The sequence below is a fragment of the Synechococcus sp. JA-2-3B'a(2-13) genome, from assembly GCF_000013225.1.
Lineage (GTDB): Bacteria > Cyanobacteriota > Cyanobacteriia > Thermostichales > Thermostichaceae > Thermostichus.
Window position 1 is genome coordinate 2,720,156 of the sequence record NC_007776.1, and the last position, 23,810, is coordinate 2,743,965.

General features: G+C 55.5%; 30 protein-coding genes, 1 tRNA gene and 2 pseudogenes. 14 read left to right on the plus strand and 19 right to left on the minus strand.

All coding sequences use genetic code 11. The features are described 5' to 3' along the window. Positions 1-58: 58 nt before the first annotated feature. Positions 59-502, minus strand: coding sequence for an NAD(P)H-quinone oxidoreductase subunit N (locus CYB_RS12500; protein ID WP_011434182.1), 444 nt, complete (start codon positions 500-502; stop codon positions 59-61). A gap of 275 nt (positions 503-777) precedes the next feature. On the opposite strand from CYB_RS12500, the gene msrB reads away from it, so the two are divergent. Further along, on the plus strand, positions 778-1,269 hold the full coding sequence (gene msrB / locus CYB_RS12505; RefSeq protein WP_041437625.1) for a peptide-methionine (R)-S-oxide reductase MsrB: 492 nt from the start codon (positions 778-780) through the stop codon (positions 1,267-1,269). 49 nt (positions 1,270-1,318) lie between these two features. Beyond that, positions 1,319-2,122, plus strand: a complete 804-nt coding sequence (locus tag CYB_RS12510) for an FTR1 family iron permease (protein ID WP_011434184.1) — start codon at positions 1,319-1,321, stop codon at positions 2,120-2,122. A 398-nt stretch (positions 2,123-2,520) separates the two neighbouring features. Here the strand turns inward: CYB_RS12510 and CYB_RS12515 are convergent, their stop codons facing one another. The 5 genes from CYB_RS12515 to CYB_RS12535 all read right to left on the minus strand — a co-directional run bounded on the left by CYB_RS12515 (position 2,521) and on the right by CYB_RS12535 (position 5,150). After that, positions 2,521-2,733, minus strand: coding sequence for a CP12 domain-containing protein (locus tag CYB_RS12515; RefSeq protein ID WP_011434185.1), 213 nt, complete (start codon positions 2,731-2,733; stop codon positions 2,521-2,523). Between the two features lie 257 nt (positions 2,734-2,990). Then, positions 2,991-3,671 carry an energy-coupling factor ABC transporter ATP-binding protein gene (locus CYB_RS12520; RefSeq protein WP_011434186.1) on the minus strand — a complete coding sequence of 227 codons (681 nt, stop codon included), beginning with the start codon at positions 3,669-3,671 and terminating at the stop codon, positions 2,991-2,993. Positions 3,672-3,707: 36 nt separating this feature from the next. Continuing rightward, on the minus strand, positions 3,708-3,977 hold the full coding sequence (locus CYB_RS12525) for a hypothetical protein (protein ID WP_011434187.1): 270 nt from the start codon (positions 3,975-3,977) through the stop codon (positions 3,708-3,710). A 151-nt stretch (positions 3,978-4,128) separates the two neighbouring features. After that, positions 4,129-4,587 (minus strand): MAPEG family protein, encoded by a 459-nt coding sequence (locus CYB_RS12530; protein ID WP_011434188.1) that lies wholly within the window; start codon positions 4,585-4,587, stop codon positions 4,129-4,131. 134 nt (positions 4,588-4,721) lie between these two features. Then, entirely contained in the window at positions 4,722-5,150 is a 429-nt protein-coding gene (locus tag CYB_RS12535) for an SHOCT domain-containing protein (RefSeq protein WP_041436820.1), read from the minus strand. Between the two features lie 138 nt (positions 5,151-5,288). Here CYB_RS12535 and glmU point away from each other — a divergent pair. The 11 genes and pseudogenes from glmU to CYB_RS12585 form a co-directional block, all read left to right on the plus strand. After that, positions 5,289-6,638 (plus strand): annotated as a pseudogene (gene glmU, locus CYB_RS12540) (bifunctional UDP-N-acetylglucosamine diphosphorylase/glucosamine-1-phosphate N-acetyltransferase GlmU); the annotation flags it as partial. 42 nt (positions 6,639-6,680) lie between these two features. Next, positions 6,681-7,187, plus strand: a complete 507-nt coding sequence (locus CYB_RS15450) for a PPC domain-containing DNA-binding protein (RefSeq protein ID WP_238376989.1) — start codon at positions 6,681-6,683, stop codon at positions 7,185-7,187. A gap of 90 nt (positions 7,188-7,277) precedes the next feature. Beyond that, positions 7,278-7,730, plus strand: coding sequence for an RNA-guided endonuclease InsQ/TnpB family protein (locus CYB_RS12545; protein ID WP_041437627.1), 453 nt, complete (start codon positions 7,278-7,280; stop codon positions 7,728-7,730). Between the two features lie 48 nt (positions 7,731-7,778). Next, positions 7,779-7,962, plus strand: a pseudogene (locus CYB_RS15740) (hypothetical protein); the annotation flags it as partial. A 20-nt stretch (positions 7,963-7,982) separates the two neighbouring features. Then, positions 7,983-8,264: a transposase gene (locus CYB_RS12550; protein WP_083757664.1), complete on the plus strand. Its 282-nt coding sequence runs from the start codon at positions 7,983-7,985 to the stop codon at positions 8,262-8,264. Between the two features lie 31 nt (positions 8,265-8,295). Next, positions 8,296-9,038, plus strand: a protein-coding gene (locus tag CYB_RS14585) for an IS5-like element ISSoc13 family transposase (RefSeq protein WP_148202773.1) whose coding sequence is annotated in 2 segments (ribosomal slippage) — positions 8,296-8,614 and positions 8,614-9,038 — 744 coding nt in all. Because the reading frame shifts where the segments join, the coding sequence is not laid out codon by codon here. Between the two features lie 33 nt (positions 9,039-9,071). Continuing rightward, positions 9,072-9,479, plus strand: a complete 408-nt coding sequence (locus tag CYB_RS14430) for a zinc ribbon domain-containing protein (protein ID WP_071818175.1) — start codon at positions 9,072-9,074, stop codon at positions 9,477-9,479. A gap of 89 nt (positions 9,480-9,568) precedes the next feature. Beyond that, positions 9,569-10,015: a pentapeptide repeat-containing protein gene (locus CYB_RS12570; RefSeq protein WP_041436825.1), complete on the plus strand. Its 447-nt coding sequence runs from the start codon at positions 9,569-9,571 to the stop codon at positions 10,013-10,015. A 51-nt stretch (positions 10,016-10,066) separates the two neighbouring features. Next, entirely contained in the window at positions 10,067-10,342 is a 276-nt protein-coding gene (locus CYB_RS12575) for a lipopolysaccharide assembly protein LapA domain-containing protein (protein ID WP_011434193.1), read from the plus strand. A 197-nt stretch (positions 10,343-10,539) separates the two neighbouring features. Then, positions 10,540-11,799: a 4-hydroxy-3-methylbut-2-enyl diphosphate reductase gene (locus CYB_RS12580; RefSeq protein WP_011434194.1), complete on the plus strand. Its 1,260-nt coding sequence runs from the start codon at positions 10,540-10,542 to the stop codon at positions 11,797-11,799. Positions 11,800-11,825: 26 nt separating this feature from the next. Next, positions 11,826-12,776 (plus strand): AEC family transporter, encoded by a 951-nt coding sequence (locus CYB_RS12585; RefSeq protein ID WP_011434195.1) that lies wholly within the window; start codon positions 11,826-11,828, stop codon positions 12,774-12,776. On the opposite strand, the gene CYB_RS12590 is transcribed toward CYB_RS12585, so the two are convergent. After that, a complete protein-coding gene (locus CYB_RS12590) occupies positions 12,773-12,967 on the minus strand; it encodes a hypothetical protein (RefSeq protein ID WP_011434196.1) in 195 nt (64 codons plus the stop codon). The genes CYB_RS12585 and CYB_RS12590 overlap by 4 nt on opposite strands. Before the next feature lie 170 nt (positions 12,968-13,137). Further along, a complete protein-coding gene (locus CYB_RS12595) occupies positions 13,138-14,673 on the minus strand; it encodes a hypothetical protein (protein WP_011434197.1) in 1,536 nt (511 codons plus the stop codon). A gap of 94 nt (positions 14,674-14,767) precedes the next feature. Between CYB_RS12595 and CYB_RS12600 the strand changes: the two genes are divergently transcribed. After that, positions 14,768-15,736 (plus strand): YgfZ/GcvT domain-containing protein, encoded by a 969-nt coding sequence (locus CYB_RS12600; RefSeq protein WP_011434198.1) that lies wholly within the window; start codon positions 14,768-14,770, stop codon positions 15,734-15,736. Positions 15,737-15,800: 64 nt separating this feature from the next. Here CYB_RS12600 and CYB_RS12605 read toward each other — a convergent pair whose 3' ends face one another. The 11 genes from CYB_RS12605 to CYB_RS12645 all read right to left on the minus strand — a co-directional run bounded on the left by CYB_RS12605 (position 15,801) and on the right by CYB_RS12645 (position 23,804). Then, on the minus strand, positions 15,801-16,055 hold the full coding sequence (locus tag CYB_RS12605) for an HNH endonuclease (RefSeq protein WP_011430012.1): 255 nt from the start codon (positions 16,053-16,055) through the stop codon (positions 15,801-15,803). 2 nt (positions 16,056-16,057) lie between these two features. Beyond that, positions 16,058-16,480 (minus strand): KGK domain-containing protein, encoded by a 423-nt coding sequence (locus tag CYB_RS14150; RefSeq protein WP_083757681.1) that lies wholly within the window; start codon positions 16,478-16,480, stop codon positions 16,058-16,060. Between the two features lie 10 nt (positions 16,481-16,490). Further along, entirely contained in the window at positions 16,491-16,856 is a 366-nt protein-coding gene (locus tag CYB_RS15745) for a KGK domain-containing protein (RefSeq protein WP_071818176.1), read from the minus strand. Positions 16,857-16,883: 27 nt separating this feature from the next. After that, on the minus strand, positions 16,884-17,312 hold the full coding sequence (locus CYB_RS15750; protein ID WP_041436828.1) for a KGK domain-containing protein: 429 nt from the start codon (positions 17,310-17,312) through the stop codon (positions 16,884-16,886). Then, positions 17,287-17,697 carry a KGK domain-containing protein gene (locus CYB_RS12620; RefSeq protein ID WP_011430011.1) on the minus strand — a complete coding sequence of 137 codons (411 nt, stop codon included), beginning with the start codon at positions 17,695-17,697 and terminating at the stop codon, positions 17,287-17,289. The genes CYB_RS15750 and CYB_RS12620 overlap by 26 nt, the downstream gene beginning before the upstream one ends. A gap of 47 nt (positions 17,698-17,744) precedes the next feature. Continuing rightward, positions 17,745-20,279 carry a dynamin-like GTPase family protein gene (locus CYB_RS12625; RefSeq protein ID WP_011434199.1) on the minus strand — a complete coding sequence of 845 codons (2,535 nt, stop codon included), beginning with the start codon at positions 20,277-20,279 and terminating at the stop codon, positions 17,745-17,747. Between the two features lie 204 nt (positions 20,280-20,483). Beyond that, positions 20,484-20,556 (minus strand) — tRNA-Phe (locus tag CYB_RS12630). Positions 20,557-20,615: 59 nt separating this feature from the next. Next, entirely contained in the window at positions 20,616-21,269 is a 654-nt protein-coding gene (locus tag CYB_RS12635) for a Crp/Fnr family transcriptional regulator (protein WP_011434200.1), read from the minus strand. A gap of 116 nt (positions 21,270-21,385) precedes the next feature. Next, a complete protein-coding gene (locus CYB_RS15570) occupies positions 21,386-21,517 on the minus strand; it encodes a hypothetical protein (protein ID WP_011434201.1) in 132 nt (43 codons plus the stop codon). Between the two features lie 46 nt (positions 21,518-21,563). Further along, complete coding sequence (locus tag CYB_RS12640; RefSeq protein ID WP_041437636.1) at positions 21,564-23,159, minus strand: AAA family ATPase; 1,596 nt, start codon at positions 23,157-23,159, stop codon at positions 21,564-21,566. A 75-nt stretch (positions 23,160-23,234) separates the two neighbouring features. Then, positions 23,235-23,804, minus strand: a complete 570-nt coding sequence (locus tag CYB_RS12645) for a hypothetical protein (RefSeq protein WP_011434203.1) — start codon at positions 23,802-23,804, stop codon at positions 23,235-23,237. Positions 23,805-23,810 lie beyond the last annotated feature (6 nt).

Here is a 23,810-nt window from a genome sequence, read left to right on the forward strand (position 1 = left end):
CCGCAGGCCATCTACTTGAGATGGTAGCAAAGAAATTTCCAGGATCCCGAAGAGAGGTTCAGGCGCTCTGCAGAGGTTGCCAACGAATTGACCGTTCTCGGCCCAGTTCCACCACAAACTTCACTCCCTTGTCTTCCCGACTCAGCTTCACCAGGTAGGAGAGTTCCTGTTGGCTGAACACATGCCCTTCGTAAAACCAGAACACCAACCCCTTAGCTTTTGGGGGCAAGGTGGCCCGATACTGCTCGATCAACGCGGGAAAGAAATAGGTGCGCCGCTCCGATTTGCCCAGCGTGGCAGGCCGTACCCCATGAATGCGCGTCAAATAGCTGGCCAGGTCCCCGATTCCCTTACTGGAGAGGGTGACCACCTCATACCCAGCTCCGCGCAGCCGCCGCAGGTAGTGCCCTTCGGATCCCCCCTCTGGGGTTACATAGATGGCCAAAGCTCCAGCTTGCTCCAGTTGCTGTACAAACTTTGCACCTGAGCCGACCAGCAGCATAGGAAAAACTCCATGACTCGTCTAGGGTTGGACAAGCAGCCCACCTGCGCTCATTGTAACGGGATGGCGACTGAAGCTGGGGATAGAAGCTGCCAATGGAACCCATAGAATACTGGCTATCTCCCTGTTTTGCAGAAGGGAGCGTAAAGAAGGGTTAAGATACGGGTAACCTGCTTGCAGGTCTCAACCCACAGGTGGCGGACAAAGGCGGATGGATCCCCCTAGTAGGGATGGCCTCCCCGCCACTTACACAGCGACAACAGATGAACCTCATCATGCGACGACGCGAGCTGTTGACCTCGGCGGTGGCCGGGTTGATTACAGCACCCCTCAGCTTAGCAGGAGAGCAAAGAGCAATGGCCCAACAGACTTATCCCTTCACCAAAACCGACGCCGAGTGGCGGCAACTGCTCACCGAAGAGCAATACTATGTGCTGCGCCAAGAGGGCACTGAGCCCCCCTTCCGCAACGCTTACTACGACAACAAGGCCCCAGGTATCTATGTCTGTGCCGGCTGTGGTCAGGAGCTGTTTTCCTCGGCGGCCAAGTACGACAGTGGCACCGGTTGGCCCAGCTTTTGGGAGCCGATTGCTCCCCATGTGATCGGTACCAAGACGGACTGGAAATTGTTTGTGCCCCGCACAGAAGTCCACTGCTCCAACTGCGGCGGGCATTTGGGGCACGTGTTTCGGGATGGCCCCCCGCCCACGGGCTTGCGCTACTGCATCAATTCTGCTGCCCTCAAGTTCATCCCAGCCACCGCCTAGAAATCCTCTTGGCTCCAGCTAAAACTGAGCCGCCTGTCTGGGTGAGCCTATGTCGGACTACACGTTCCTGGATGCTGCTTCGATTCTGCTGCGGGAGGGCCTGGAAGCTCTCTTGGTGCTGGTGGCACTGCTGGCCCTTATGAGCAAGAGCGGGCAATCGGCTCAGAAGCGCTGGGTGTGGATAGGGGGATCCGCGGGCTTGCTGGCAGCGGTGATGCTCGGTCTGCTGGTGAAGCTGTTTTTCCAGCAGATGCTCACCCACACGCGACAAGAGGTGCTGGAAGGGATCACCGGGCTGGTGGCAGCAGGTTTGTTGTTCTCGGTCAGCCTTTGGTTGCACCGCCGGGCTGCAGTGGCTTCTTGGCAAACCTTTGTGCGGGAACAGGCGCAGGCGGCACTGGCCACGGGTCAGGTTTTTTCCTTGGCTTTTCTGGCCTTTGTGGCGGTGTTTCGCGAGGGGGCGGAAACGGTGCTGTTTTATGTGGGGTTGGCCCCTTCCCTCTCGGCAAAAGATTTTTGGGCGGGGATCGGCCTGGGATCCCTGGTGTTGGTGGCACTGGCGATCTTGCTGCTGCAGGTGGGGCTGAAATTGCCGCTGGGAGTTTTTTTCCGGGGTCTAAGTCTGCTGGTTTTCTACTTGGGCTTTAAGTTTTTGGGCAGTGGCCTGCACGCTCTGCAGGTGGCGGACTGGCTGCCCATCACCCCCCTGGTCGGGATCCCAAAGCTGCGCTGGCTGGGCATATATCCCACTTGGCAGACGCTGCTCCCCCAACTGCTGCTGCTGGGAATAGCTTTCGCCTTGTGGGTGAGGCAATGGCTGCGGGCTGATTCTGCTCAGAGGCTTTCTTCGTGAAAAACGCTCTCCACCGGCACTGGGGATCCCATAAGCCATAAGTTTGATGAATCCCTGTCCTGGTTTTGATGGATGGCAATGATGCAGGTCACAATTTCATAGTCGTTTCAGGTTGGGACAAGGCGACCGAGGTACTGGGAAAAGCCTTCTGGCCCTGTGCATCTAACGTTTTAAGTGCGGGTGCAGTGTCCTGGTTTGAATCAAAATGACCCTAAAAAGAAAGCGCTCTGTACGTCGCGCCTGAAACCGCACCCAGTCAAGCCTTCCAGTCCAAGAAAGCAAAGCCTACCGGCAGGGATCCGGCAGGCCGCTGGATTTTGTCGGAGATCCCCAGTAGGAAACCCTGTCGATCGCTACGGAATCGACAGAGAGCATCCACTCTGTGGGGTTCCCGAGAATCAGGTATCGTAGACCCGGCATTCAACAGCATCTGGGTTTTCAGCGCAGTGCTGCTCTAGGCTGCTGGGAGTCCTCGGCTGGTGGCTGCGAGCTGCCAGCACTTCTTCAACCGCATCCCAGGCCGCACGGCAGTGGGGATCCCCTTCGCCGTACTCAGAGCAGACGTTGCGAGCATTTTCCAGCTCTTTGGCGATCACTTCAGACAGTCCCATGTTCTCAAGCTCCTTTAGACTAGATGGGGCCGGTGGCCCGCTGATGTAACCGGTTGACGCAGAACCTGTAGGGATTCGGTGTAACCGAGGATCAACAGGTAAAAACCAGCCGATCCAGATGAGGAATGAGTCCAGGATAATGACCTTGTGCCAACCGAATTGATCAACCGGATACATTACCCATTCTAAACAGTGACGGCAGGGGGGTGCAGCTGCGCTTTCGCGATCTCTTTGGGATCAGGATGCGCAGGGATCCCTCAGGCCCCAAACAGTTGTTCAATCCGTTGCCGCACCTGCTCTGGGGATCCCTGTTGACGCACTTGACCTTCCGAGAGCAAAATCGCCCCATCTGCCCATTCCAGTTCCGCCAGCCGATGGGTTACCCAGAGGGCGGTGATGCCTTCTTGATCCACCAGTTGCCGGATGCACCGCAGCAAATCTGCCTGGCTGTCGGGATCCAACAGGGCTGTGGGCTCGTCCAAAAGCAGCACCTCGCTGCGCCGGGCCAAAGCCCCTGCCACTGCCACTCGTTGCTTCTGTCCGCCGCTGAGGCCGTGGATGGGCCGACGGATCAGGTGCTTTAATCCGACTTGCTCCAAGGCTGTTTCCACCCGCTGGTGAATTTCCGCCAAGGTCAGAGCCTCTGCTCCCAAGCCAAAGGCCACATCGGCTCCCACCGTGGGCATGAACAGTTGGTGATCCGGGTTTTGAAACACATAGCCCAGCCGACCGCGAATCTCCAGGCGGCCCGAAAGGGGCTGGGGATGGGTCAGGGATCCGGACAACAACTGCAACAGGGTGGACTTACCGCTGCCATTGGGCCCCAAGAGCATCCACAACTGGCCCTTGGGAATGACAAAACTGCACGCCTGCAAAACCGGCGGACGCTCCGGCCAAGCAAAGGTCAGGCTCTCCACCCGAATGGCCACCTCAGACATGGGGATCCCTTAGCGGCAGAGAGAAAAGGGCTGTCCTCAGCTTTGCAACTGGGCCAAAAAACCGGGACGGGTTCCCATGGGGCTGGCGCTGCCCGACTTAGAAGTCATTTGCACGCCACACAACTCACCGGTGAGCAGAAACACCTTTTTGCCGGTGCGGTCGCAGGTCAGCTCCAAACTCTGAGGGGATCCACTCTGCAGAGCATTGACGATGCTTTGGTAGGCCCGGTTGGCCGCTTCTTCCTCTTTTTGGTGGACAACGATGGGGGCAGGGTTCCCTTTCAGGAGCAGTTCCAGAGTGTACATGGCTGACCGTTGCGTAGTGGGCCGTGGGACAAAAGAGAGGCACCCAGAGGACGCCGTTGGCGACAGCAGGACGAAGTCCTTTTCCAGTATCGCAGGTTGGGCCAGGGTACCGGCAGGCTCAACAAATGACGGGGGAGTTTCTCTCGCCAGATTAGGCCAGGCCGGTGCCGAGAAAAGGCAGCAGGCTAATCAGCAACAGGCCCAACGTGGCCAGGGATCCCGCCAAGAAGGAGAGGGATCGCCCAATGGGAATATCGGCAATGTAGAAAAAGTTGTAGAGCAGCCGCGCCAGCAGAAACACCCCACACAGCACGGCTACCCCTTCGTCTCCGCTGAGGCCAAAATACCAGGGATCCGAGTGAGGGCCGGTGATGTAGGCGATCAACGCTGCTGCCGCAAACATCCCAAAGGTCTCAAACCCGTTGGCGTGGGCCCAGGTGGCCCGTTGCCCGTAGGGAGGTAGCCTATCGAACATAGCCCGAGGGGCATGCAGGTCGTAGCCGACGCGGGCACGGGCATAGCCCACCACCCCCATGGGCAGATAGACCAAGAGCATGGCTGCCGCAATAGAGAACAGGGGGATGGCTACGAGAGGAGGATTTGGCAACATAAGATAGGCAAAAGGGCGGTGCACAATGACAGAGGAGAGAAAAGAGCCCAGCTTGGGTGGGAACTATTGCCGGGAAAATCAACACCAGAACCATTATCCATCTATCGGGCTGTCTATCCAGGCAGATGCTTGCGTCAGGAAATCTTGCGGATTTGCCGGCGGCGCTCCTCATATTCAGCGCGGGTGATCAAGCCCTGTTTCAACAGGCTTTCCAACTGCTGTTCGGGATCCCGGGCTTCTCGCCCTTCCACACTGGTCCATTCCAGCTCGATCAACTCTCGGTTGAATCGAAAATCGAAATCGGCATTGCTCATGGTCAGGATCCACAGCCCTTCCAGCAAACAAAGGGCGCGTACCCCGTAGCTGAGGATCTGCAGCGGGATGGAAGGAACGAACACCATCAGCCCCGCCACCAAGTAGCCCCAGCCCCAGCGTTGGTGCCCCATATAGAAGCGCTGCAACCCTGGGATCAGCACCCCCAGCATCGCCAGCCAACCGGCCACCTCTCGGATTAACCGCCGACGATCCTGTGGGGGCGTATCAGGATCCCTGCTCTCGGCCATAGACTGCACCAGCTAGATGTGCCATTAAGCTAGCTCAGTTTTGGCCGCACAGGGCTCAGGAACTTGGATCCAACCTTAGAAGATTTTTGAGCAGCATCCCGCCGCCTATACTTGATGGGGGCGGTTCGGGGAAGGAACATGGCAGAGCGGGAACTATCGGTAGCGATCTTGGCAGCGGGCAAAGGTACCCGGATGCGGTCGCAGTTGCCCAAGGTGCTGCACAAACTGGGATCCCTGTCTTTGATCGAGCGGCTGCTGCGCACGGTGCTGACGTTAAAGCCCCACCGCTGTCTGGTGGTCGTGGGTTATGAACAAGAGCAGGTGCGCCAAGCCCTGCGGGAGTACCCGGTTGAATTTGTGGAGCAGGCCCAGCAATTGGGCACCGGACACGCCGTTCAACAGCTGTTGCCCGTCCTGGGCGGTTTTCAGGGGGATCTGCTGGTGATCAACGGGGATGTGCCCCTGCTGCGGGCAGAAACCCTGCAAGCTCTGGTGGAGCGCCACCGCCAGGTGAACCCAGAGGTAACCTTGCTCTCGGCTCAGGTGGCGGATCCCTATGGCTATGGACGGGTGTTCTGCGATGCCCAACAGCGAGTGCTGGAACTGGTGGAAGAGCGAGACTGCACCCCAGCCCAACGGCAAAATCGCCGCATCAACAGTGGGGTGTATTGTTTTCACTGGCCGGCTCTGGCTCAGGTTTTGCCCCATCTCAATCGCAACAACGCACAGCAGGAGTACTACCTAACAGATGCCGTCAAGCGGGTGGGCAAAGCCATCGCTCTGGATGTTGCCGATCCGCAAGAAATTGTGGGCGTCAACGACCGCCGCCAACTGGCCCAGGCGTACCAGATTTTGCAGGATCGCCTCAAAGAAGCCTGGATGGAAGCCGGGGTCACCTTTGTGGATCCCGACAGCAGCAGCCTCGAGGAAACGGTGGAATTGGCCCCCGATGTGGTGATCGAGCCCCAAACCCATCTGCGAGGGGTGTGCCGCATTGGGCCGGGAACCCGCCTGGGGCCGGGCAGTTGGATCGAGTCCAGCGAGATTGGATCTGGGTGTCACATTCTCTACTCGGTGGTCAGCCACAGCCGCATCGGCAACCACGTCTGGATAGGCCCCTACGCCCACGTGCGCCCCCACAGCCAGATCGGGGATCACTGCCGCATCGGCAACTTTGTGGAAACCAAAAATGCCCAGATCGGATCCCACAGCAACGCCGCCCACTTGGCCTACCTGGGCGATGCCAAGCTGGGATCCCAGGTCAACATCGGGGCGGGCACCATCATCGCCAACTACGACGGCCAGCAAAAGCACTTTACCGAAATTGGGGATCGCAGCAAAACAGGCGCCAACTCGGTTCTGGTGGCTCCTTTGCAGGTGGGATCCGATGTCACCATTGCTGCCGGCTCCACCATCCCTGCCCGCTACCCCCTGCCGGATGACTGCTTGGTGATCGCTCGCTCCCGCCCGGTGGTCAAGCCCGGTTGGCGACTTGGGATCCGCTCTTCCCGCCCCCAGGAGCCCCAGCCCATGCCGCCGGGATCCCTCAAGATTTATCCCTTGCGCCTTTTCCCCGGCCAAGATCTCAAGCAGGAACTAGAGCGATTGGCCCGGCAGCAGCCCTTGCAAGCGGGGTTTGTCCTCAGCGCTGTCGGCAGCCTCAGCCAAGCCACCCTGCGCCTGGCCGACCAAACGGGGGATCACCTGTTGTCGGAACGCCTGGAGATCCTGGCCCTGAGTGGATCCCTGTGCCCTGACGGAGTCCATCTCCATCTCACCGTTGCCGATGCCCGAGGCCAAACCTGGGGGGGACACCTGCGCCCCGGCTGCCTCATCTACACCACCGCCGAAATTGTCCTCGCCGACAGCCCGGAGTATCGCTTCTCCCGTCAACCGGATCCGGCCACCGGCTACCTGGAGTTGCACATCCAACCCGTGGCAGGGGATCCCTGCTGGCCGTCCCCACCCCCCCAACCCCAGCAAAACCAGCAGACAAAACCAGAGGCTGACAACAGCAGGCCGAAAAGCCTACAGTAGTCAACACGAGTTACCTAAAGCTAAAGGGGGCTTGTGAGCGCCAAGCCGAAAGCTTCACGGAACTCATGGACGCTTTGCGGTGTGGCGGGCATGTTACTGGGTTTTCGGACGCAACTCATTCTTAACCGCAAGCAAACAACTCTAGCCGCCCAACACGCTGGGGTAGCCCGCCACGCCTATAACTGGGGCTTAGAAGTCTGTCGGCAAGCCCTGGAGAACCAGCAAAAACTTCCCACCGCCATTGACCTGCACAAGCGCCTAGTGGCCGAGGTGAAGAAAGAACATCGCTGGTACTACCAGGTCTCCAAATGCGCCCCTCAGCATGCATTACGCAACCTGGAGCAAGCCCTTAAGCGCTGGCGGGGTGGGTTGGGGAAGTTTCCCCGCTTCAAACGCAAGGGAGTGCGAGACAGCTTTTACCTGGAAGGGAGTATTCGCACTTCTGGCAACCGCATCAAGGTACCTATCTTCGGTTGGCTGCGCTGTGCAGAGCTGCTCCCGGTGACCACACCCAAGAACGTGGTTGTTAGCTTGAGAGCATGACTCTAGTCAATAATAAGCTCAACTATACTGAAAATAATGTATAATATGTTCAGTACGGATTACTACCAGTTGATCTTTCTGTTTACTTTCGAGTCTGCCAACATGGTAGCCAAAGCAAAGCAGAAAATTGGTAGTAAGACGACACGGAAACTGCGCTTTGGGTATTCTACTCAAAGCTTTGCGGGATACCGCCATTCTGGTTGGAAACAAACAGAATGCTATCGCTGCATAGTTGAACAGTGATGTTCAGCAGTGTTCAGCGTAAATGTATCAGCCGGACATTGGTACATCTCCTTCAAGTACGAAGCTCCAACACCCCAGGTGGAGAAGACCGGAGAGGTGGTGGGAGTGGATTTGGGTATCCATCACCTGGCCACCTGCTCCGGCGGGGAAGTGTTTCCCAATCCCAAGCCCTACCGCAAGGCCCAGCGGCGTTTGGTCAGGCTGCAACGGCGGCTGAGCCGTAAGCAGAAAGGCTCTGCCAACCGCAAGAAGGCGGTGGTGCAGTTGGGGGTCGTGTTGATCTTATGTTAGGATAGAGAGAATAATTTATAGAGGAAAGAGGATGAAGTTGGTTTTTTTAGATGAAAACAAATGGCAGAAGATATTGGCTTTTTTACAGACAGAAGAGAGAGTTAACATTGGGAAAGAAGCAAACTGCAAACAGTTCATTGAAGCAGTTCTTTGGATAGCCCGTTCCGGTGCTCCTTGGCGCTACCTCCCAGAAGGATATGGCAAATGGTACACCATCTATCAAAGATTCCACCGGTGGAGTCGTTTTGGAGTGTGGGAACGGATGTTCAAGTATTTTATTGACGACCCTGATTTAGAGCATCTCATTATTGATTCAACCATGGTTCGAGCGCACTCCTGTGCTGCCGGAAAAAAGGGGAGCAAGCTTTGGGGAGAAGCCGAGGCGGATACAGCACCAAGATTCATGTGAGTGTAGATGGGTTGGGAAATCCGCTGGAATTGAGAATAACTGGCGGAGAAAAGAGCGATATTACTCAAGGGGAAGAATTGATAGAGGGCTGGCAGAGAAAGGATACCAAAGTAATTGAGGATAAAGGATATGATGCGGATAAGTTGATTGAGAAGATAGGGGAAGCTCAAGCGGTTATTCCGCCTAAAAGGAATAGAAAGACGCAGCGGCATTATGACAAGCATCTGTATCAAGAGAGGCATTTAATCGAATGCTTTTTTCATAAGTTAAAGCAGTACCGGCATCTATTTTCTCGTTTTGACAAATTGGCCAGGAACTTCTTGAGTTTTCTCTATCTCGTCAGTGCTCTCTTTTGGCTCAAATGAAAGATCAACACAACCGGCAAAGCTCACAAGCGGGTGGCAGACATAAGGACTCCGTCCCGCTATCGCGAACGGCGACAGCTAGAGTACAAGGCCCGGCTCTACGGCTGTCAGGTGGTGGTGGCGGATAAGTTTTATCCGTCCAGCCAACTGTGTTCACGGTGTGGCCACAAACAGAAGATGCCACTCAGCGAGCGGGTATTTCGCTGCCCGTGTTGTGGTCTGGGGATAGACCGCGACCGCAATGCAGCGCTGAACCTGGTGCGGTGGTATTTTGAGTGCTACTTAAAGCGCTCAACTACCCCAAGCTCTGGGGAAAGAGACGCCTGTGGAGATTCCTCTAGCGGGGTGGTAAGCCTGAAGCTTACTACCAGTCACGAGTCGTGGAAGCAGGAAGAAAGCAGAGACGCGACAGGCACTGAACACTCTGGAAGTGTTTGTTAGCGTTTCGTAGGTCTTTCGGAGCGGTCATCAGTACCCCGTTGAGCAGCCAGAAATTGTTAAGCTTAACGCACGGATGGCAGTATCCGGCCATGCCCCGAGTGACAACTGCTGACGAGCTGCTGACAGAATATGCCTCTGGCGAGCGCAACTTTCAAGAATCCAACCTGGTGGGGGTGGACTTGGTGCGCTCCAACTTGCAAGGGGTGAATCTGAGAGGGGCCAACCTCTCCTTTGGCAAGCTGAGTGGCATTAACCTGCAGGAAGCCGATTTGCGCGGCGCCGATCTCAGCTCGGCCAACTTGATGGGGGCCAACCTCCGCGGGGCCAATCTTTGGGAAGCCAACTTGATCGGCGCGGATCTCAGCTTTGCCGACTTGCGGGAAGCCAACTTGCACGGTGCCTACCTTTGGGAAGCCAAGCTAACCCGTGCACAACTGCAGGGATCCGATCTGAGCGGGGCAAAAATCGGCGGAGCAGTGCTGACCGGCGCTGACCTCAGGGGGGCCATCCTACCTGACGGGAGTGTGCTGGCTTGAGCCACCCCCCAGCAGACAAGGCAGAATGGAACTGTTGCGACGGGATCCCTGATGTTACTGCTGTTCAACTTGGTCTTGACACTGCTGCTGGCTTTGGGAGTGGCAGTCCTGGCCGGGCAAAACCCCACCACCCTGACCGTACATTTCTTAATGTGGCGCTCGGTGGAGCTGCCTTTGGGATTTCTCATTGCCGCGGCCGTCGGCTTGGGCCTGTTGACGGTGGGGCTGGGCTCTCTCCTCTGGCCTGGGCGCAGCTTTTCTGCCACCGCCCGCCAATTACAGGAACGGGTGCGCCAACTGGAAATGCAGGATCAACCGCCCCAATAACGCACAATTGCCAAAGGGATCCCTCTGCTTTCTGGCTTTGGCTCAACAGCTTCGCTCCCGCCGTTGACTTGCTGGACGATTTTGTCGGTGGCCCTGAGGAAAGCGTGCCGAAATAGCTCGCCGACTGAGACTGGGCGTAAGCTGAGAAAGGATCCCTTCGCCGTCTGCTTGATCAGTGCGTATCTCCAACCGTAACCATGCCTCATTCCCAACCCACTTCCCCGGATCCCTCTCCCCAAGACCCACGGGCCCTGCGCAAAGCCCTGCGCGGATCCAGCACCTACTTTGCCAAGGGATTTGAAGAACACAAGGATCAGGCTCAACTGGAGCTGCAAACCACCTACAAAAGCCCCCTTGTGGAGCAAATCCGTGCCCAGTCCTACCGCTATCAGCGGGGCGACATTACCATTCACCTGGCCAGGGCCTTTGGCTTTTGCTGGGGCGTGGAACGGGCGGTGGAATATGCCTATGAAGCGCGGCGACGCTTTCCGGATCGGCAACTGTGGATCACCAACGAGATCATCCACAACCCTTTGGTAAACCAGCACCTGAAGGAGATGGGGATCCGCTTTGTGGAGAAAGGCCCGGACGGCAAGAAGGACTTTTCTCAGATCCGGCCTCAAGATGTGGTGATCTGGCCTGCTTTTGGGGCGAGTGCCTCGGAAATGGCGTTTTTCCGGTCGCAGGGCAATGAGATCGTCGATACCACCTGCCCCTGGGTTTCCCGCGTGTGGAACCAAGTGGACAAGCACCGCGCGGCTCAATTCACCTCTGTGATCCACGGCAAGTACAACCACGAGGAAACCGTAGCCACCAGCTCCTTTGCCGAAAAATATCTGGTGGTGCTGAACCTGGAAGAAGCAGAATGGGTCGCTCGCTACATTTTGCAAGGCGGAGATGCGGCAGAATTTCGGCGGCGCTTTGGCAAGGCCACTTCCCCCGGTTTTGATCCGGATCGCGATCTAGAGCGGATCGGCATCGCCAACCAAACCACGATGCTGGAAGGGGAGACCCGCGCCATTGCCAAGCTGTTTGAGACCACCATGCTGCGCAAATATGGCCCCCAGGAGTTAGACAACCACTTCATGAGCTTCAACACCATCTGCAATGCCACCCAAGAGCGGCAGGACGCCATGTTCGAGCTGCTCGAGCAGCCTTTGGATGTCGTGGTGGTGATCGGGGGGTTTAATTCCTCGAATACCACCCACTTGCAGGAAATTGCCCTGGCCAAAGGCCTGCCCTCCTTCCATATCGATGGTCCTGACTGCATCCAACCCAACAACCGCATCCGCCACAAGCCCCTTCACCAAGACCCGACAGTTACCGAAGGGTGGCTACCCGATGGGCCGGTGCAAATCGGCATTACCTCCGGTGCCTCTACCCCAGACCGCGTTGTTGAAGAGGTGATTCAACGCATCTTCGCCCTGCGTGAAGAACCTCGGCGGATCCCTGCCTAGGGATCCCTTCCCTCTTCCCTTTGAGCGTGCTCAACACCCTTTTTCAGGTTTATCCTCCCTTGCTGGGCTGGACGCTGCTGGGGTTTGCTCTCCAGAAGGGGCTGCCCGGCGGCTGGAAGCGTTGGCTGGATCCCCACGCCTTGGGGCGATTCATGTTTTGGGTGGGAGTGCCCCTCAGCATTGTCGGGTTTATGCAGGGGGTGGATCTGTCGGGCCAAATCTGGGTCGCCCCTCTGATCTGTTGGCTGTCGGTGGGGCTGGGGTTTGCCTTGACCAGCGCCTGGCTGTGGTGGCAGCACCGTGGTGTGGGGGATGTCCCCAACTGTTGGAGCAGCGCACAGCAGGGCAGCTTTCACCTGACCGCCACCCTGGGGAACACCGGGTATTTGGGCTACCCCATCTGCTTGGCTGTGGCCGGAAGGGCTTACTTTGGCTGGGCCCTGTTCTACGATCTGCTGGGCACTCTCTTCATGGCCTACGGGTTTGGCGTGTGGGTGGCCAGCCGCCACGGCAGTTCCCATGCCCAACCTTGGCAGGTGGGCCTCCACATTCTGCGCACCCCTGCCCTCTGGTCGTTTGCGATGGGCCTGCTGCTGACGCGCGAACCTCTGCCGGGTTGGCTCTCTCAAGGGTTGGCGGCTTTTGCTTGGAGCATGATCCCGCTCAGCTTGATGATCCTGGGGATGCGATTGGCCCAGGTGAAGCGCTGGGGATCCTTTCTTGCCGCCGGAGTGGCCCTCTTGATCAAAATTGTGATTGTGCCGCTCTTGGTGGGAATCGGCCTTGCCTTCACCCCCTACCCGCCTCTGGCCAAGCTGGTGCTGGTCCTGCAGAGCGGTATGCCCCCCGCCATCGCCACCCTGGTGCTCACGGAAGAATACGACTTGGATCGGGAAATTACCGTAACTGCCTTGGCCGTGGGGTACTTGGCCGCCTTGCTGACCTTGCCCCTCTGGCTGGGACTCTGGGGATCCTAATAGGCCAGGTGAGACAAGGTTTGCTCGAGGTAGCTATGCACCAGTTGATCCAGCTCTGCTTCCTGAGTGGGCAACTCCCGGCCCTGGAGCCATCCCCGAAAACCCGAGCTTTCCACAATGGCCTGCCGCAATGGCTTCCAAACTGCTTGCGTGCGCAGTGCTGTATCGGAGCTGAGAGCAGGACTGATCATGAGAAGAAGGTGAGTAGGAGTGATTCACCCTCAGAATAGCTTGGATCCCAGTTGACTTTGGCTCTCTAGGATACAAATCTCCCCTCTATGCTGAGCAAGCCTTCTCTCAGTCGCTCAGGCAAAACCAATCCATCACCATCAACCAACTGGCGCAAGAGGCCCAGGGATCCCTAAACGAACAATTGGCTGCGCTGCTCGACCCGCAAAGTTGGCCCCAAGGCATTGAGAAGAGAGACGCCGTAGCTGCGGACGATAATGCGGCTATCCAAAATAGCCACCCATCGAGTGGGGGAGCTGGGGTCTTCTCCCGAATCAGAGCCTTGCCGCAGAGGCGCGACGGCCCGTTGCAACTGGGCAGCAGCCACCGGCAAAAGGTACTGACGAAACCAGTCCTGCTGGGTGCGTTGCAGATATTGCACCCGTCCGGCCACCCTTGGGTCTTCCACAGAAGGGAAGGGCAAAGTGGTGATCACCATCAGTTCCGGGCGAGGCAAGCCGGCCTTGTGGTGCAGCCAGTAGGGCCAGTCGCAGACCAAAATGCCCTTTTCGCCGGGGAACGGGCTGTTTACCCGCACCCGTGAGCCGAATTCGGCAGCCAAAGCCGCCCCCACCTGTGCCTGCAGAGGCTGATCCGACACCAACACCACCACAAAGCCCTGCGCTTGAGGGATCAGCTTTTTCAGCTCTTGCAGCAGGTGATCCTGAAATAGAGGGCTGTTGGGCAGGGGGAGGCGCGGCAAGTAAAGGGAAAGCTCCGCCCCGCCAGAACGTGGCCAACCCTCGCCTGAGGCAAACCGCAGCGGCGTCAGATCCGGCAAGCCCAACCGTCGCCGATAGGTTTCCGCCTGGCGATCCAGATCCAGCGCTTCCCCAATAATCACCACCGGCTGTGTGGCCCAAATGGGGGCCAACCAATCCTGCAGAGCCGCCGGGCTGTGGTGAAGGGTGAGGCGACCGGTTTCTCGGTCGGTTTCGGCCCACCAAATCCATTTGGAGACGGGATCCCCCTCAGAGCTGAGCTGCCGGCGGATTTGATCCCAGGGATCCGGCAGCCAGCCGGGGTAGCCTGTCACCAAAGACAGCACAGCATCCAGGTGAACCTGTTCATCCGCATGAAGCAGACAGCGGGAAAGAGGCCGCCGCAAAAGCTGCAGGGACAAATTGACCTGAACCTGGGAGAGCTGCTCCGCCTCGGCAGGGAAGATTTGCCGGAGCTGTTGCCAATGGCTGGCTTCCAGGGTCACCGTTAGCGCCTGGTAGGCCCAATCTTCTAGGTCTTCGGCTCCGTCGAGGATCAAAGGGATCCCTGTCGGCACTTGCGAGGATCCCTTTCTCAAGCGAGCTTGCAGCCAATCCAGGGGATCCACCAACAGCAACCCCTGGAAATCGGGATCCGGCCAACGGTCTTTTTGCAGGACAGGCTTATGCAACTGCAGGGTGTGCTGTAGCCAGGGGATCTCTTCCCCCAAAATTTGCGCCTGCACAGGAGCTGTAGCGCAGAGCAAGGTGGGGTTGGGCCACATCAGGGCCGGCAGCAGATAACTGAGGCGGTGCTGACCCCCAGCAGGCACCTGGATCAAGGTGCTGCGACCCAACCGCAACCCTCGCGCCACCATGCGAGCCATCGTCAACTGGTGGGGCCACAGGGCTTCGGGAGACTGCCGCAAAAGCTGCCGCAACTGTTGGTGGACTTCAACCTCAATCACAGTTCAGTACGCCGGGGGTCTGCCACAGACGGTAGGGTGAACTAGCCTATTCTAGGGTAGAGAAGAAAACCAAAGCCCATCTCTGGGGTGAGCGATGTCTCTTCTAGCTGCTGTTTCCACGGGATCCCTGCTTCTGGATCGCTCCGGGTGGGGCCGTTTGCGCATGAAGGGATCCCCAGGCTTGGACTATCTGCACAACCGAAGCACCCAAAATCTGAAGGCCCTCCAGCCAGGGCAGGGGGCCGACACGGTTTTCGTGACCCCCACCGCCGGCATCCTGGATCTGGCCACAGTGTACGCGGGAGAAGAAGACTGCTGGATCTGGACTTCGCCCCAGCGGCGCAGCCTGCTGATGCAGAGTTTGGGGCGTATGCTGCCTTTGGTGCGGGGAGCACAGTTGAAAGATGAGACGGACCAGACCTTTGGTTTTGGGTTGCTCGGCCCCCAGAGTCAGGCTCTCCTGGAGCAAGTGGTGAGCTCAGAAGAGATTCCGACCAGGCTCAATGAGCACTGCGCCGTGGAGATCCAGGGGATCCCTGTCCATCTGGCTTGTGGCACGGGTCTTGCCCAGCCGGGGTTTACCCTCTGGGGCACCATTGACCAGAAAGTCGCTCTTGAAGAATGCTTGCTCCAAGCCGGAGCCAAGCTGGCCCCACCTGAGCTGTGGGAAGTCCTCCGCCTAGAAGCGGGTCGCCCCGCCGCCGACCGAGAGCTGACCTCAGACTACAACCCCCTAGAAGCCGGCCTGTGGCGAGCTGTTTCCCTTGACAAAGGTTGCTACGTTGGCCAGGAAGTCTTGGCCAAGCAGGTAACCTACCAGCGCATTCGGCAAACTTTGTGGGGGATCCGCCTCCAAGGAGAAGCTCATCCTGGCACAGAGATTTTGCGGCAGGGGGAAAAGATTGGGCTGCTGACCAGTGCAGGCCTAACTTCCCAAGGGTACCTGGGATTGGGATACGTGCGCACCAAATTCGATCCTGCCGAGGGGCTGGAAGTTGAAGTCGGCTCAGCGCCGGGAGTCCTGACCCGAATGCCGTTTTTGAGTTTCCCGCCTATTGTCTAGCATTATTTTTGCGGCAGAAAGCTCTCCTGCTTTGTAGAGAGAAAATGGGCAAAGGATTAAGAACTTACCAGTCAAAGTGACGGCGAAAGCGGGGATCCCGTCGATCCTTTTTGCGTCGGTTACAGGTTTTGCACAACGTTTGCAGATTGCTGATGTCGTTGCTGCCCCCTTGGGCAATGGGGATGATGTGATCGATCTGAAGCTGAACCTCTGGGGGCGACTTTCCGCAACCGCGACAACGGAAGCCGTCTCTTTGGAAAACATACTCCCGCACGGCTGCTGGAATTAGAATCCTTTCGCCGGATTTTCTTTCTTTCATCGTTATTCATCCATACTGCGAAGATCGTCCAGTGGAGACTTTTCATCTAGAGGTTCTAATATCTCTTGGTCGGGTTCTTTTATCAGAAATTCAGGATTGTCAGGATAAAAGTCAATCGTAACTTCTACTCTTACTTTTACTCTACCGGTCTGCCAACCGTTAGTTTTAGGAGAAAGAATCAAGCATGGAACTCCTTTATCGAAAAAATGAACCTGATCTTCATAGGGAATACCTGTTTCTATCTGTATCTCACGCGAACTCAAGTAACTGTCTAGTCCTCTTCCCATTTGGTCAAACCTCAGGAAATAAGAATTGATAGAATCGCAAAGCTTGGAAATCATGTAGACTTCCTGCTTATTGTTCTCGTTGATAAAAGTGATAACTCCGTCTCGCAGTTGGCTAAGATTAATGGATGTTTTTGTCATCTTATCGACCTCAAGACATAGAGACAACTTGAACAGCCCGTAAATCATCCAGTATAGAATCCTCTAGTTTTCTGGGAGCGCTATCTCCAGAATCTCTATATGGGTCATCAGGAACAAACTCGAGATAAACTTTGACTGATATCTTGCCAGAGATCCACGACTTTCTGGGCTGTAAGACTCTAGATTTTATTCCATCCACGAGCATTCTAATGTCCGCATAAACCTTTCTTGATTTAAGGTAACCGTTTGTCCGGAAAGTATCTGAAAGAAGGTAATTAATAATTGCACTATGCAATCTACTTGGAAGGTAGACTTGATCACCAATTCCAACGACAGTTTCCCTATCATCTGACCTAAAAACTATCGGATCGACCACGGCATTGTCTCCTATTGCTAACAGACTTTACTGACTGACATCTCCCCGAATGTCATCCAAAGGCGATCTACTGCTCCCTGATCCCGTTTCTTCTGGCTCAAACTCAACCACTAGTCTCATCCTAACTCTACCAGCAATCCACGGTGAGCCAGGACGTAAGAGTTTAGCAGGAATTCCTTTCACGTTAGTTATTCCGTTCAAGTTGCTCCATAGAATCGAGACTCCCTTTTCGCTAAGTTTGCTGGATAAGTAGGATCTGATACTCTCATAAACAATCTCTGAGTACACCTGAGCAAACTCTTGCGAGTAGATTAGGCGTCCTCCTATATCAATGACAGTATTTTGGAAAATATCTAGCTCAACAAAGCACTCCTGAGATTGATCATTACTTGACACTTGCCCAACCCCCTCTATGTCTCTCTGGCTTAGGCTAGCTCTCACTTTCGCGAAGGTCATCCAGAGGGGATCCACTGCTGCTCTCTGAGCCTGTATCCTCTGGCTCAAACTCTACAATGATCCGCAATCTGACTCTGCCTTTTTCCCAATCCTTCTTGCCTGGCACCAAGAGCTGACAAGCAAGTCCCTGCCCAAACCACTTCGCTTCTTGCAACAATTTTTCTTCTGGCTTGGGAGCAAGAAGGCTACTGGCAATGTTGAGCAAGTCTTCCGGCGGCAGGATCCCTGAGGATCTCAAGGCCGCAATGAACAAGCGATGCAGCTCTTCTTTCTTGGTCAAGTCCTCTTGGGCTGCTTTGACCAAGTTGGCAACCTTGAAAGTTTTCTCCCTTACAGAGAGGATCCCTTCTGGGTGCTGCTGTAGAGGTATCGATTTGGATCCCATGACTTTATCTGGATCAAGTGAAAGGCCAAAAACAAAGACAAGCCGCTCTATCTCAAATCATCGAGAATGCTATCCAACTCTGGAAAACTCTCGTCTATGGGTGTAGAACGACCAAGAGCGACTGCTTCGCTTGCATTGCTGTCACCTACTTGCTGTTCAGGAAGACTTGCCAAAATCTGAACTGACTCACCAACAGAGGAAGGTTCAGGACGAGTAATCAAGGGCAGCATCTCGCGATTGAGGCCCAAAGCTTGCAAGCAGAGGTTGATCCCAGAAACAGCTTGGTTGTACTTGTCTATGCTTGCCTCCAGTTCTTTCAGCCGCTGTTGGTTAAGCGCAATTTTCTCTTCAGCCTCTTTTCTGAGAGTTGCTTCCATGAACTGCTTTGCTTCTGGGTACTTTTGCAAAATCTCATCGGCTACTTGCTTGGCAACCGGCAATAGCTGAGTTTTTAGAGTATTGTTGGTCTCTTGTCGGAAGCTAGAACGCACTGTCTGGTTAATTTTCGGCTCGAAGTCAAGCTTAAGTAATTGTCGGATTCCAGGCTCTGCGTCGCGAATAGCAGAGATGTCATAAGATTGGCTGGTTTGCTTTAGGACTTCTCGAAACTGGTAGATCGAGAATGTTCCTTCGTCGTAGAAGCGGGGACTTTCTCTGAGGTAGCGGTCGCACTCTTTTCGGGCACCATTGACAAGAGAACTCAAGGTTACCTCCTTAACCAAAAGAAGCTTTTTCTCTAAGTCCCCATCGGATCCCAGTAGGCGAAACAACTGCCTGTAGTAGCTCGAGCTGCGAACTTCATCAACAAGGCGACGAAAGAAGTTCTCTACAAGCGTGCTGGCTGATTCTACCAGGATGTCCTCTAGATGGTTGGACAAATAATAAAAGGCTTCGACCAATACAGCTAAGAATGGAGCTGTGGAGTTGCGAGGACGGATGCGAACGGCTTGACTGTAAACATTGTCCAACGAAAAAGTATCCAAAAGCTCATCTAGCCTCCGTACCATCCTAGCCTGCAATTTACGGAAATCGTTCTCAAATTCTTTGTTTTCTCCGTTAATAACTTTATTGACTACTGTCTGGATATGCTCGTCAAACTCTCGGCCAATACTGGCTAGCTGCTGATTGATCAGCGTCAGCTCATAGGAAATCATGCTGTCAATCTCTTTGGGCTGGCTATCAATGTCTCGGTAGAGATCTAGATAGGACTTCCTCATCTCGATGCAGAGAGGTTGCAAATCATCGGCCAGCGCGGAAAATAGCTGTGGCCGCTTTTCTTCCGTTAAATAACGAGTGATCCCAGCCCGAAAGTCTTCAATACCGCTATCTTTAATCATATACTCAATCAAAGGTTTTCCCCACTCCCTCAGAATCCGAACGTAGTTATTTATGGGTGTGTCGTACCCATGTACAGAAGGGCGGAACGGGGATCCAACCAACCTACCTGACGTGCAGTACTTATTAAACTCGCTGACAAACTGGGGCGTTTCTTCCTCACCACCCAATTCTTTGATGCTTTCTGAAAAGATTGTATCCAGTCCAAATCGATCCTCGGGGGTAGTTGCCTTGATCTGGGAACCATAGAAGCCGAGAAGGCCGCTTGTCTTAAATACGCGGAGTTGACGAAACTGCTGGTCGATAATGTTTTCTAGTCTATGCTTTAGTTGTGCGTTGTACCAAGTCTCATCAATCCGGTTAAACACATAGAAGACGCGATCCCTGATGCTGTCATTACCTTGAATGTGTTCAATAAGTTCTGTCTCTTCCTTGGTCAGCTCACCCGTTGCAGCACACTTGAGAACGCAAACAACTGCGGACGTATCCGGATCGGCAATTTTTCGATAAGTACGCTCTGCATCCGCTTTGACTGGAGCATCGATCCCAGGAGTATCGACAATAACGTTTCCATCTTCCAGTAAGGGGTGATGGCAGTAGTATTCGACTTTTCGCAAAACTGCGCTATTGGCACCGCGCCGGGCAAAACCCGCAGCTTCCCTTAGGTTGCCGAAGTTGAGCTGCTCCATCGAGAAGACTTTGTTCTCGGTAGGGTGAATTTTGTCCCGGTTCTGCTGGAAACCTGTAATCAACAAGCGGAGGGCATCCGCCTGCTTTGCCCGCTCTGACTTGCTTTTACCTCCCTCCTGCTGAATAATAGCCTCAGCACGCTCCTTCAGGGGATTCAGTGCAGTGTCTTCCAGCCTGCTGAGTGACGGAGCCAAGTTTAGGAAAGCGCAGAAGGCGGTCATCTGTTCTTGCACTTCCTGCTCGCTAAGAAAAGTGAGCACTACCCTCTCCGCATTTGGCTCTGCGTAGGCGATGTAGCACTCTGTCCCTGTGGCGTGCCCTTCGGCGCTGTAGAGAAGCTCTCTTTCTAAGAGGGCATTGATTAGCATAGACTTGCCAGCACTGAAAGCACCGGCAAAGACAATCTCGAAGGTTGGAGAAATAGCTTTGCTGAGGGAAGCTTGAATCCGAGTGGTATCTTGCTTGCCTGAAAAAGTGGAATCCTGATGCCAGAGTTGCAGGATAGCTTCAACCTGCTCTTTCAAGTTCTCACACTGAGGCAGGAGCTTTACAGACATAAGAGAGCAATCTCCACAGAGGCTGCCGGGATTATAACTTGCCTATGCTTGAGGTGAGGATTCCTACAACAATTTTCTTCAGTCCCGAAGCTGTGTGGCTATATGTGCATACACGTGAAGAGAGAAGAGCAGAACTCCCCAGACCGACATAGCAAAAAGGCTTAGGTCGTTGACCCAAGCCCGCCTCAGCATACTCATACCAGATGCCAGGAACCAGACTTGAACTGGTGACACGAGGATTTTCAGTCCTCTGCTCTACCAACTGAGCTATCCCGGCTCTAGACCTACTATCTTACGATGTCGAGGGGGGTTTTGACAACTGGTGGCGCCCCCAATTTAGCCAATCAATTTCTCCAAAGCCTCCATCTGGGGGATGCAGAGAACATCTCGGTTGCGATCCCGGCGGATCAGCTCCTCTTGCTCCAGCTTGGACAGGACGCGAGTGACCGTTTCCCGGGCTAGGCCACTTAGGCTGCTCAGCTCCCGATGGGGCAAGTTGGGGATCTCTACGCCACTTCGGCTAACCCGGCCACGGGATTCGGCCAAAAACAGCAGGATATCGGCAACACGGGCCGTACTACTGGCCTCGCGCAACTGCAGACGACGGTTGATCTGCCGTAAGCGGCGCGACATGAGCTGAGCAAGGCGGATGCCGGCCTGAGGATCAGAAGCCAAAAAAGCCAGGAAGTGTTGGGCCGACAGACAACTGACTTTGGTGGCTGTTAGGGCTACAACGTCGGTAGAACGAGGCGCTTCGTCCAAAGCAGCCATTTCCCCGAAGATTTCCCCTGGACCAAGAATGGTGAGGGTGATCTCCCGGCCTTCGAGATCATGGGTGCGAATCTTGACCCACCCTTCCAGGATGAAATAAACGGCGTTACCCCAGTCATTTTGTAACAAGATGGCCTGATTGACTGGGTGGGAGCGCAACGACATTTGCCCGGCCAGCGGCTCTAGCCTCTCAGGAGGAAAGCCCTCGAACAGGAGCATCAGGCGAAGGTCATCTGGAGTTACATCGCTCACTGTTGGATCCTCCTGCACGGGGTTGGTTCTGGTTGAGTGGGATGGGAAAAGGGTAGGCCTGGAAAGCCCCCCTGCTCCCCAGCCTACAGCCCGCCAGGGCGAACTGCGTAGCGATAGGGCAGGGCTTTAGACCCAATTTTGACCTCTACTTTGGAAAGGGATCCCTGCCCAAAAAAGCTGCTGCCATTCTCTAACCCAGAAACGGCAAAATCCATCTTGCTGATGTTAATTCTCTCGACTTTGTGCAGTTTGAGTCGAGATCTAGACCTGCTGAAGTTGAGATGGCCAATCTTGGCTGGTATCCAAAACCTTTAAAAAAGGCCGTTCCGAATCGGAAAAATCCTGCCAGTGGGCCTGCTGTTGGGAGAGCATCTCGGCGGTGGCATCAGCAATGTCGGCAGAGTGCTGCTGATCTCCATCGATGCAGCCGGCTGGGGCCAAGAGGGGTTGAGGAGCTGGGCTGCGGCGTTGCAGGCGCTCCCGCAAAACAGGTTCAGGGGCGTAGCAGTGGAGGATGCGCAGTGGGATCCCTTGGCGTTGGGCCTGATCAATGGCCATCCCCCGCAGGGCTTGCCGGTCAAACTTGGCGTCCAGAATCACGGTGTAGCCTTCCTGGGCCAGCTCTACTCCCAACTGCACCAAGCGGCGGTAGGTTTTATCGGTCATCTCCGGGGTATAAACCTCCGGCCCCCCCCGTTGCCGCAGAGGGATCCCGGCCAAATGCTTGCGCACCGCATCGGAGCGAATGTGAATGGCTCCCCGCTGACGGGCCAAGTGGCGGGCTACCGTGCTTTTGCCGGATCCCGACAATCCCGACATCAGGAACAACTGCCCCCGCTTGGGGAGGGTGTATTCCCAGGCAAGACGGTAATAGCGGGCGGCGGTGCTAAAGGCTGTGGCCTTGGCTTCCTCTGCTGCAGTGGGATCCTCCAGCAAAAAAGAGGTGACCTTGGCCCGCACGTAGGCCTGCCGATTGAGGTAAATAGGCAAGATCTTCAACCCTTCCCAATCTCCGGTTTCTTCCAGGTAGGTGTTCAAATAGGCGTTTCCCAGATCGGGGCGATGGCGGGCATCCAAATCCATCACCCCATAGGATATGTCGTACATGACATCCACAAAGCGGAAGGCTTCATTAAACTCGATGCAATCAAAAAGCAGGATCTTCCCTTCCCAAAAACAGATGTTGCCTAGGTGCAGGTCTCCGTGGCATTCACGAATGCGGTTTTGTTCTATTCTTTGTTGAAACAGCTCCTGCCGCTCAGCAAAAAAGCGATCGGTGTAGGCTTGGGTTTCTCGATATTGCTGAGCCGTTTGTGGGCCGCCGACGTAGCGCTGGGTTTGGGCGTAATTCTCGTCAAAGGCTTCTCGCACCCGTTCTGGCCGGCCAAAGCTGCGGATGTAATCGTTGGTCTCGGTTTGGGCGTGAAACCTCGCCACCACCCGCCCCAGCTCCTCCATCAAGGCCGGCGTTAGCTCTCCCCGCTCAAACAGGTTGCTGAACAGTTGCTCTTGGGGAAATTGCCGCATTTGCAGAGCGTATTCTATGGGCTCGCCGCTGCTGTTGAACTGAAATCGGCCATCGGTCTGGACAATGGGCAACACTTGCAGATAAAGGCCGGGAGCACCGCGCTGGTTCATGCGCAGCTCTTCTTGGCAAAAGTGGCGTCGCTTCTCCAGAGTGGTGAAGTTCAAAAAGCCAAAGTCCAAAGGCTTTTTCACTTTATAGGCATAGTCGCCTGTCAGCAGAATATAGGAAATGTGGGTTTGAATAAGCCGAATGGGATCCTGTACCGGATGAGGGTAGAAGGCGGGATCCAGCATCGCTTGGATCAAGGGGGGCAGGTGGGTATCGACCATGAAAAACGATAGAGATGGAAAAAGGGCTTGGACGGGGATCCCTATCTTCCGCCGACAGAGCAGATTGTCCTCCACCTATTCCTTAAAGGGCAAGGCGGCTTCTTGGGGGGAAAGACGGATGAGGCTGATCCCCTGCTGAATTAGCGTATCTTGAGCAGCGCTGGAAAGGGCGTAGGGCCAGACCAGATATTTGGTGTTGATGTAGTCTTGTCCGCGCTTGGCCAGGTTTACCTGTTCCGAGAGCATGCGCACGTCTGGCCCGCGGCTGATAGTGGCTTCGGCCCGGCGAATGCGCTGCATCAGTTGGCTGAACAGCTCTTGGGGCTGCTGCACAAACACCACAATGGCCAAGTCACAGGGGTTGTAATAGTTGCCGATGCCGCAGAGGAGCAGGGCTTCACTGGAGAGAACAAGGGTTTCTTGATCCCCCAGAGCCACCACCGGATACAGAAAGGTGCGCACATCTTCCAGTTGCCAGTGGTTGAAAGAACGGCTGTCCACCTCCCCCCGCACCCAAGAGGAGATGGCAGGAAAAACCGCTTCGCTCAACAGCCGATAGGCCGTTTGCGGTCGTCCCAGCCAGCAGAGGGCATTTTCGTAGAAGCTCTCGTTCTCCAGCAGGTGGGGGGTGAGAGGAGCAACCATGGGCAG

Excerpts from the sequence above, each read along its gene's own strand:
- CYB_RS12510 (WP_011434184.1), top strand. The coding sequence starts at position 1,319 with ATGTCGGACTACACGTTCCTGGATGCTGCTTCGATTCTGCTGCGGGAG.
- CYB_RS12520 (WP_011434186.1), bottom strand. The coding sequence starts at position 3,671 with ATGTCTGAGGTGGCCATTCGGGTGGAGAGCCTGACCTTTGCTTGGCCG.
- CYB_RS12580 (WP_011434194.1), top strand. The coding sequence starts at position 10,540 with ATGCCTCATTCCCAACCCACTTCCCCGGATCCCTCTCCCCAAGACCCA.
- CYB_RS12515 (WP_011434185.1), bottom strand. The coding sequence starts at position 2,733 with ATGGGACTGTCTGAAGTGATCGCCAAAGAGCTGGAAAATGCTCGCAAC.
- CYB_RS12570 (WP_041436825.1), top strand. The coding sequence starts at position 9,569 with ATGCCCCGAGTGACAACTGCTGACGAGCTGCTGACAGAATATGCCTCT.
- CYB_RS12535 (WP_041436820.1), bottom strand. The coding sequence starts at position 5,150 with ATGGCCGAGAGCAGGGATCCTGATACGCCCCCACAGGATCGTCGGCGG.
- CYB_RS15450 (WP_238376989.1), top strand. The coding sequence starts at position 6,681 with ATGCCGCCGGGATCCCTCAAGATTTATCCCTTGCGCCTTTTCCCCGGC.
- msrB (WP_041437625.1), top strand. The coding sequence starts at position 778 with ATGCGACGACGCGAGCTGTTGACCTCGGCGGTGGCCGGGTTGATTACA.
- CYB_RS12640 (WP_041437636.1), bottom strand. The coding sequence starts at position 23,159 with ATGGTCGATACCCACCTGCCCCCCTTGATCCAAGCGATGCTGGATCCC.
- CYB_RS12530 (WP_011434188.1), bottom strand. The coding sequence starts at position 4,587 with ATGTTGCCAAATCCTCCTCTCGTAGCCATCCCCCTGTTCTCTATTGCG.
- CYB_RS12525 (WP_011434187.1), bottom strand. The coding sequence starts at position 3,977 with ATGTACACTCTGGAACTGCTCCTGAAAGGGAACCCTGCCCCCATCGTT.
- CYB_RS12635 (WP_011434200.1), bottom strand. The coding sequence starts at position 21,269 with ATGCTCCTGTTCGAGGGCTTTCCTCCTGAGAGGCTAGAGCCGCTGGCC.
- CYB_RS12500 (WP_011434182.1), bottom strand. The coding sequence starts at position 502 with ATGCTGCTGGTCGGCTCAGGTGCAAAGTTTGTACAGCAACTGGAGCAA.
- CYB_RS12590 (WP_011434196.1), bottom strand. The coding sequence starts at position 12,967 with ATGATCAGTCCTGCTCTCAGCTCCGATACAGCACTGCGCACGCAAGCA.
- CYB_RS12645 (WP_011434203.1), bottom strand. The coding sequence starts at position 23,804 with ATGGTTGCTCCTCTCACCCCCCACCTGCTGGAGAACGAGAGCTTCTAC.
- CYB_RS14150 (WP_083757681.1), bottom strand. The coding sequence starts at position 16,480 with ATGACAAAAACATCCATTAATCTTAGCCAACTGCGAGACGGAGTTATC.
- CYB_RS12620 (WP_011430011.1), bottom strand. The coding sequence starts at position 17,697 with ATGGGATCCAAATCGATACCTCTACAGCAGCACCCAGAAGGGATCCTC.
- CYB_RS15750 (WP_041436828.1), bottom strand. The coding sequence starts at position 17,312 with ATGACCTTCGCGAAAGTGAGAGCTAGCCTAAGCCAGAGAGACATAGAG.
- CYB_RS12575 (WP_011434193.1), top strand. The coding sequence starts at position 10,067 with ATGTTACTGCTGTTCAACTTGGTCTTGACACTGCTGCTGGCTTTGGGA.
- CYB_RS12625 (WP_011434199.1), bottom strand. The coding sequence starts at position 20,279 with ATGTCTGTAAAGCTCCTGCCTCAGTGTGAGAACTTGAAAGAGCAGGTT.
- CYB_RS12605 (WP_011430012.1), bottom strand. The coding sequence starts at position 16,055 with ATGAAAGAAAGAAAATCCGGCGAAAGGATTCTAATTCCAGCAGCCGTG.
- CYB_RS12600 (WP_011434198.1), top strand. The coding sequence starts at position 14,768 with ATGTCTCTTCTAGCTGCTGTTTCCACGGGATCCCTGCTTCTGGATCGC.
- CYB_RS15570 (WP_011434201.1), bottom strand. The coding sequence starts at position 21,517 with ATGGATTTTGCCGTTTCTGGGTTAGAGAATGGCAGCAGCTTTTTTGGG.
- CYB_RS12545 (WP_041437627.1), top strand. The coding sequence starts at position 7,278 with ATGTTACTGGGTTTTCGGACGCAACTCATTCTTAACCGCAAGCAAACA.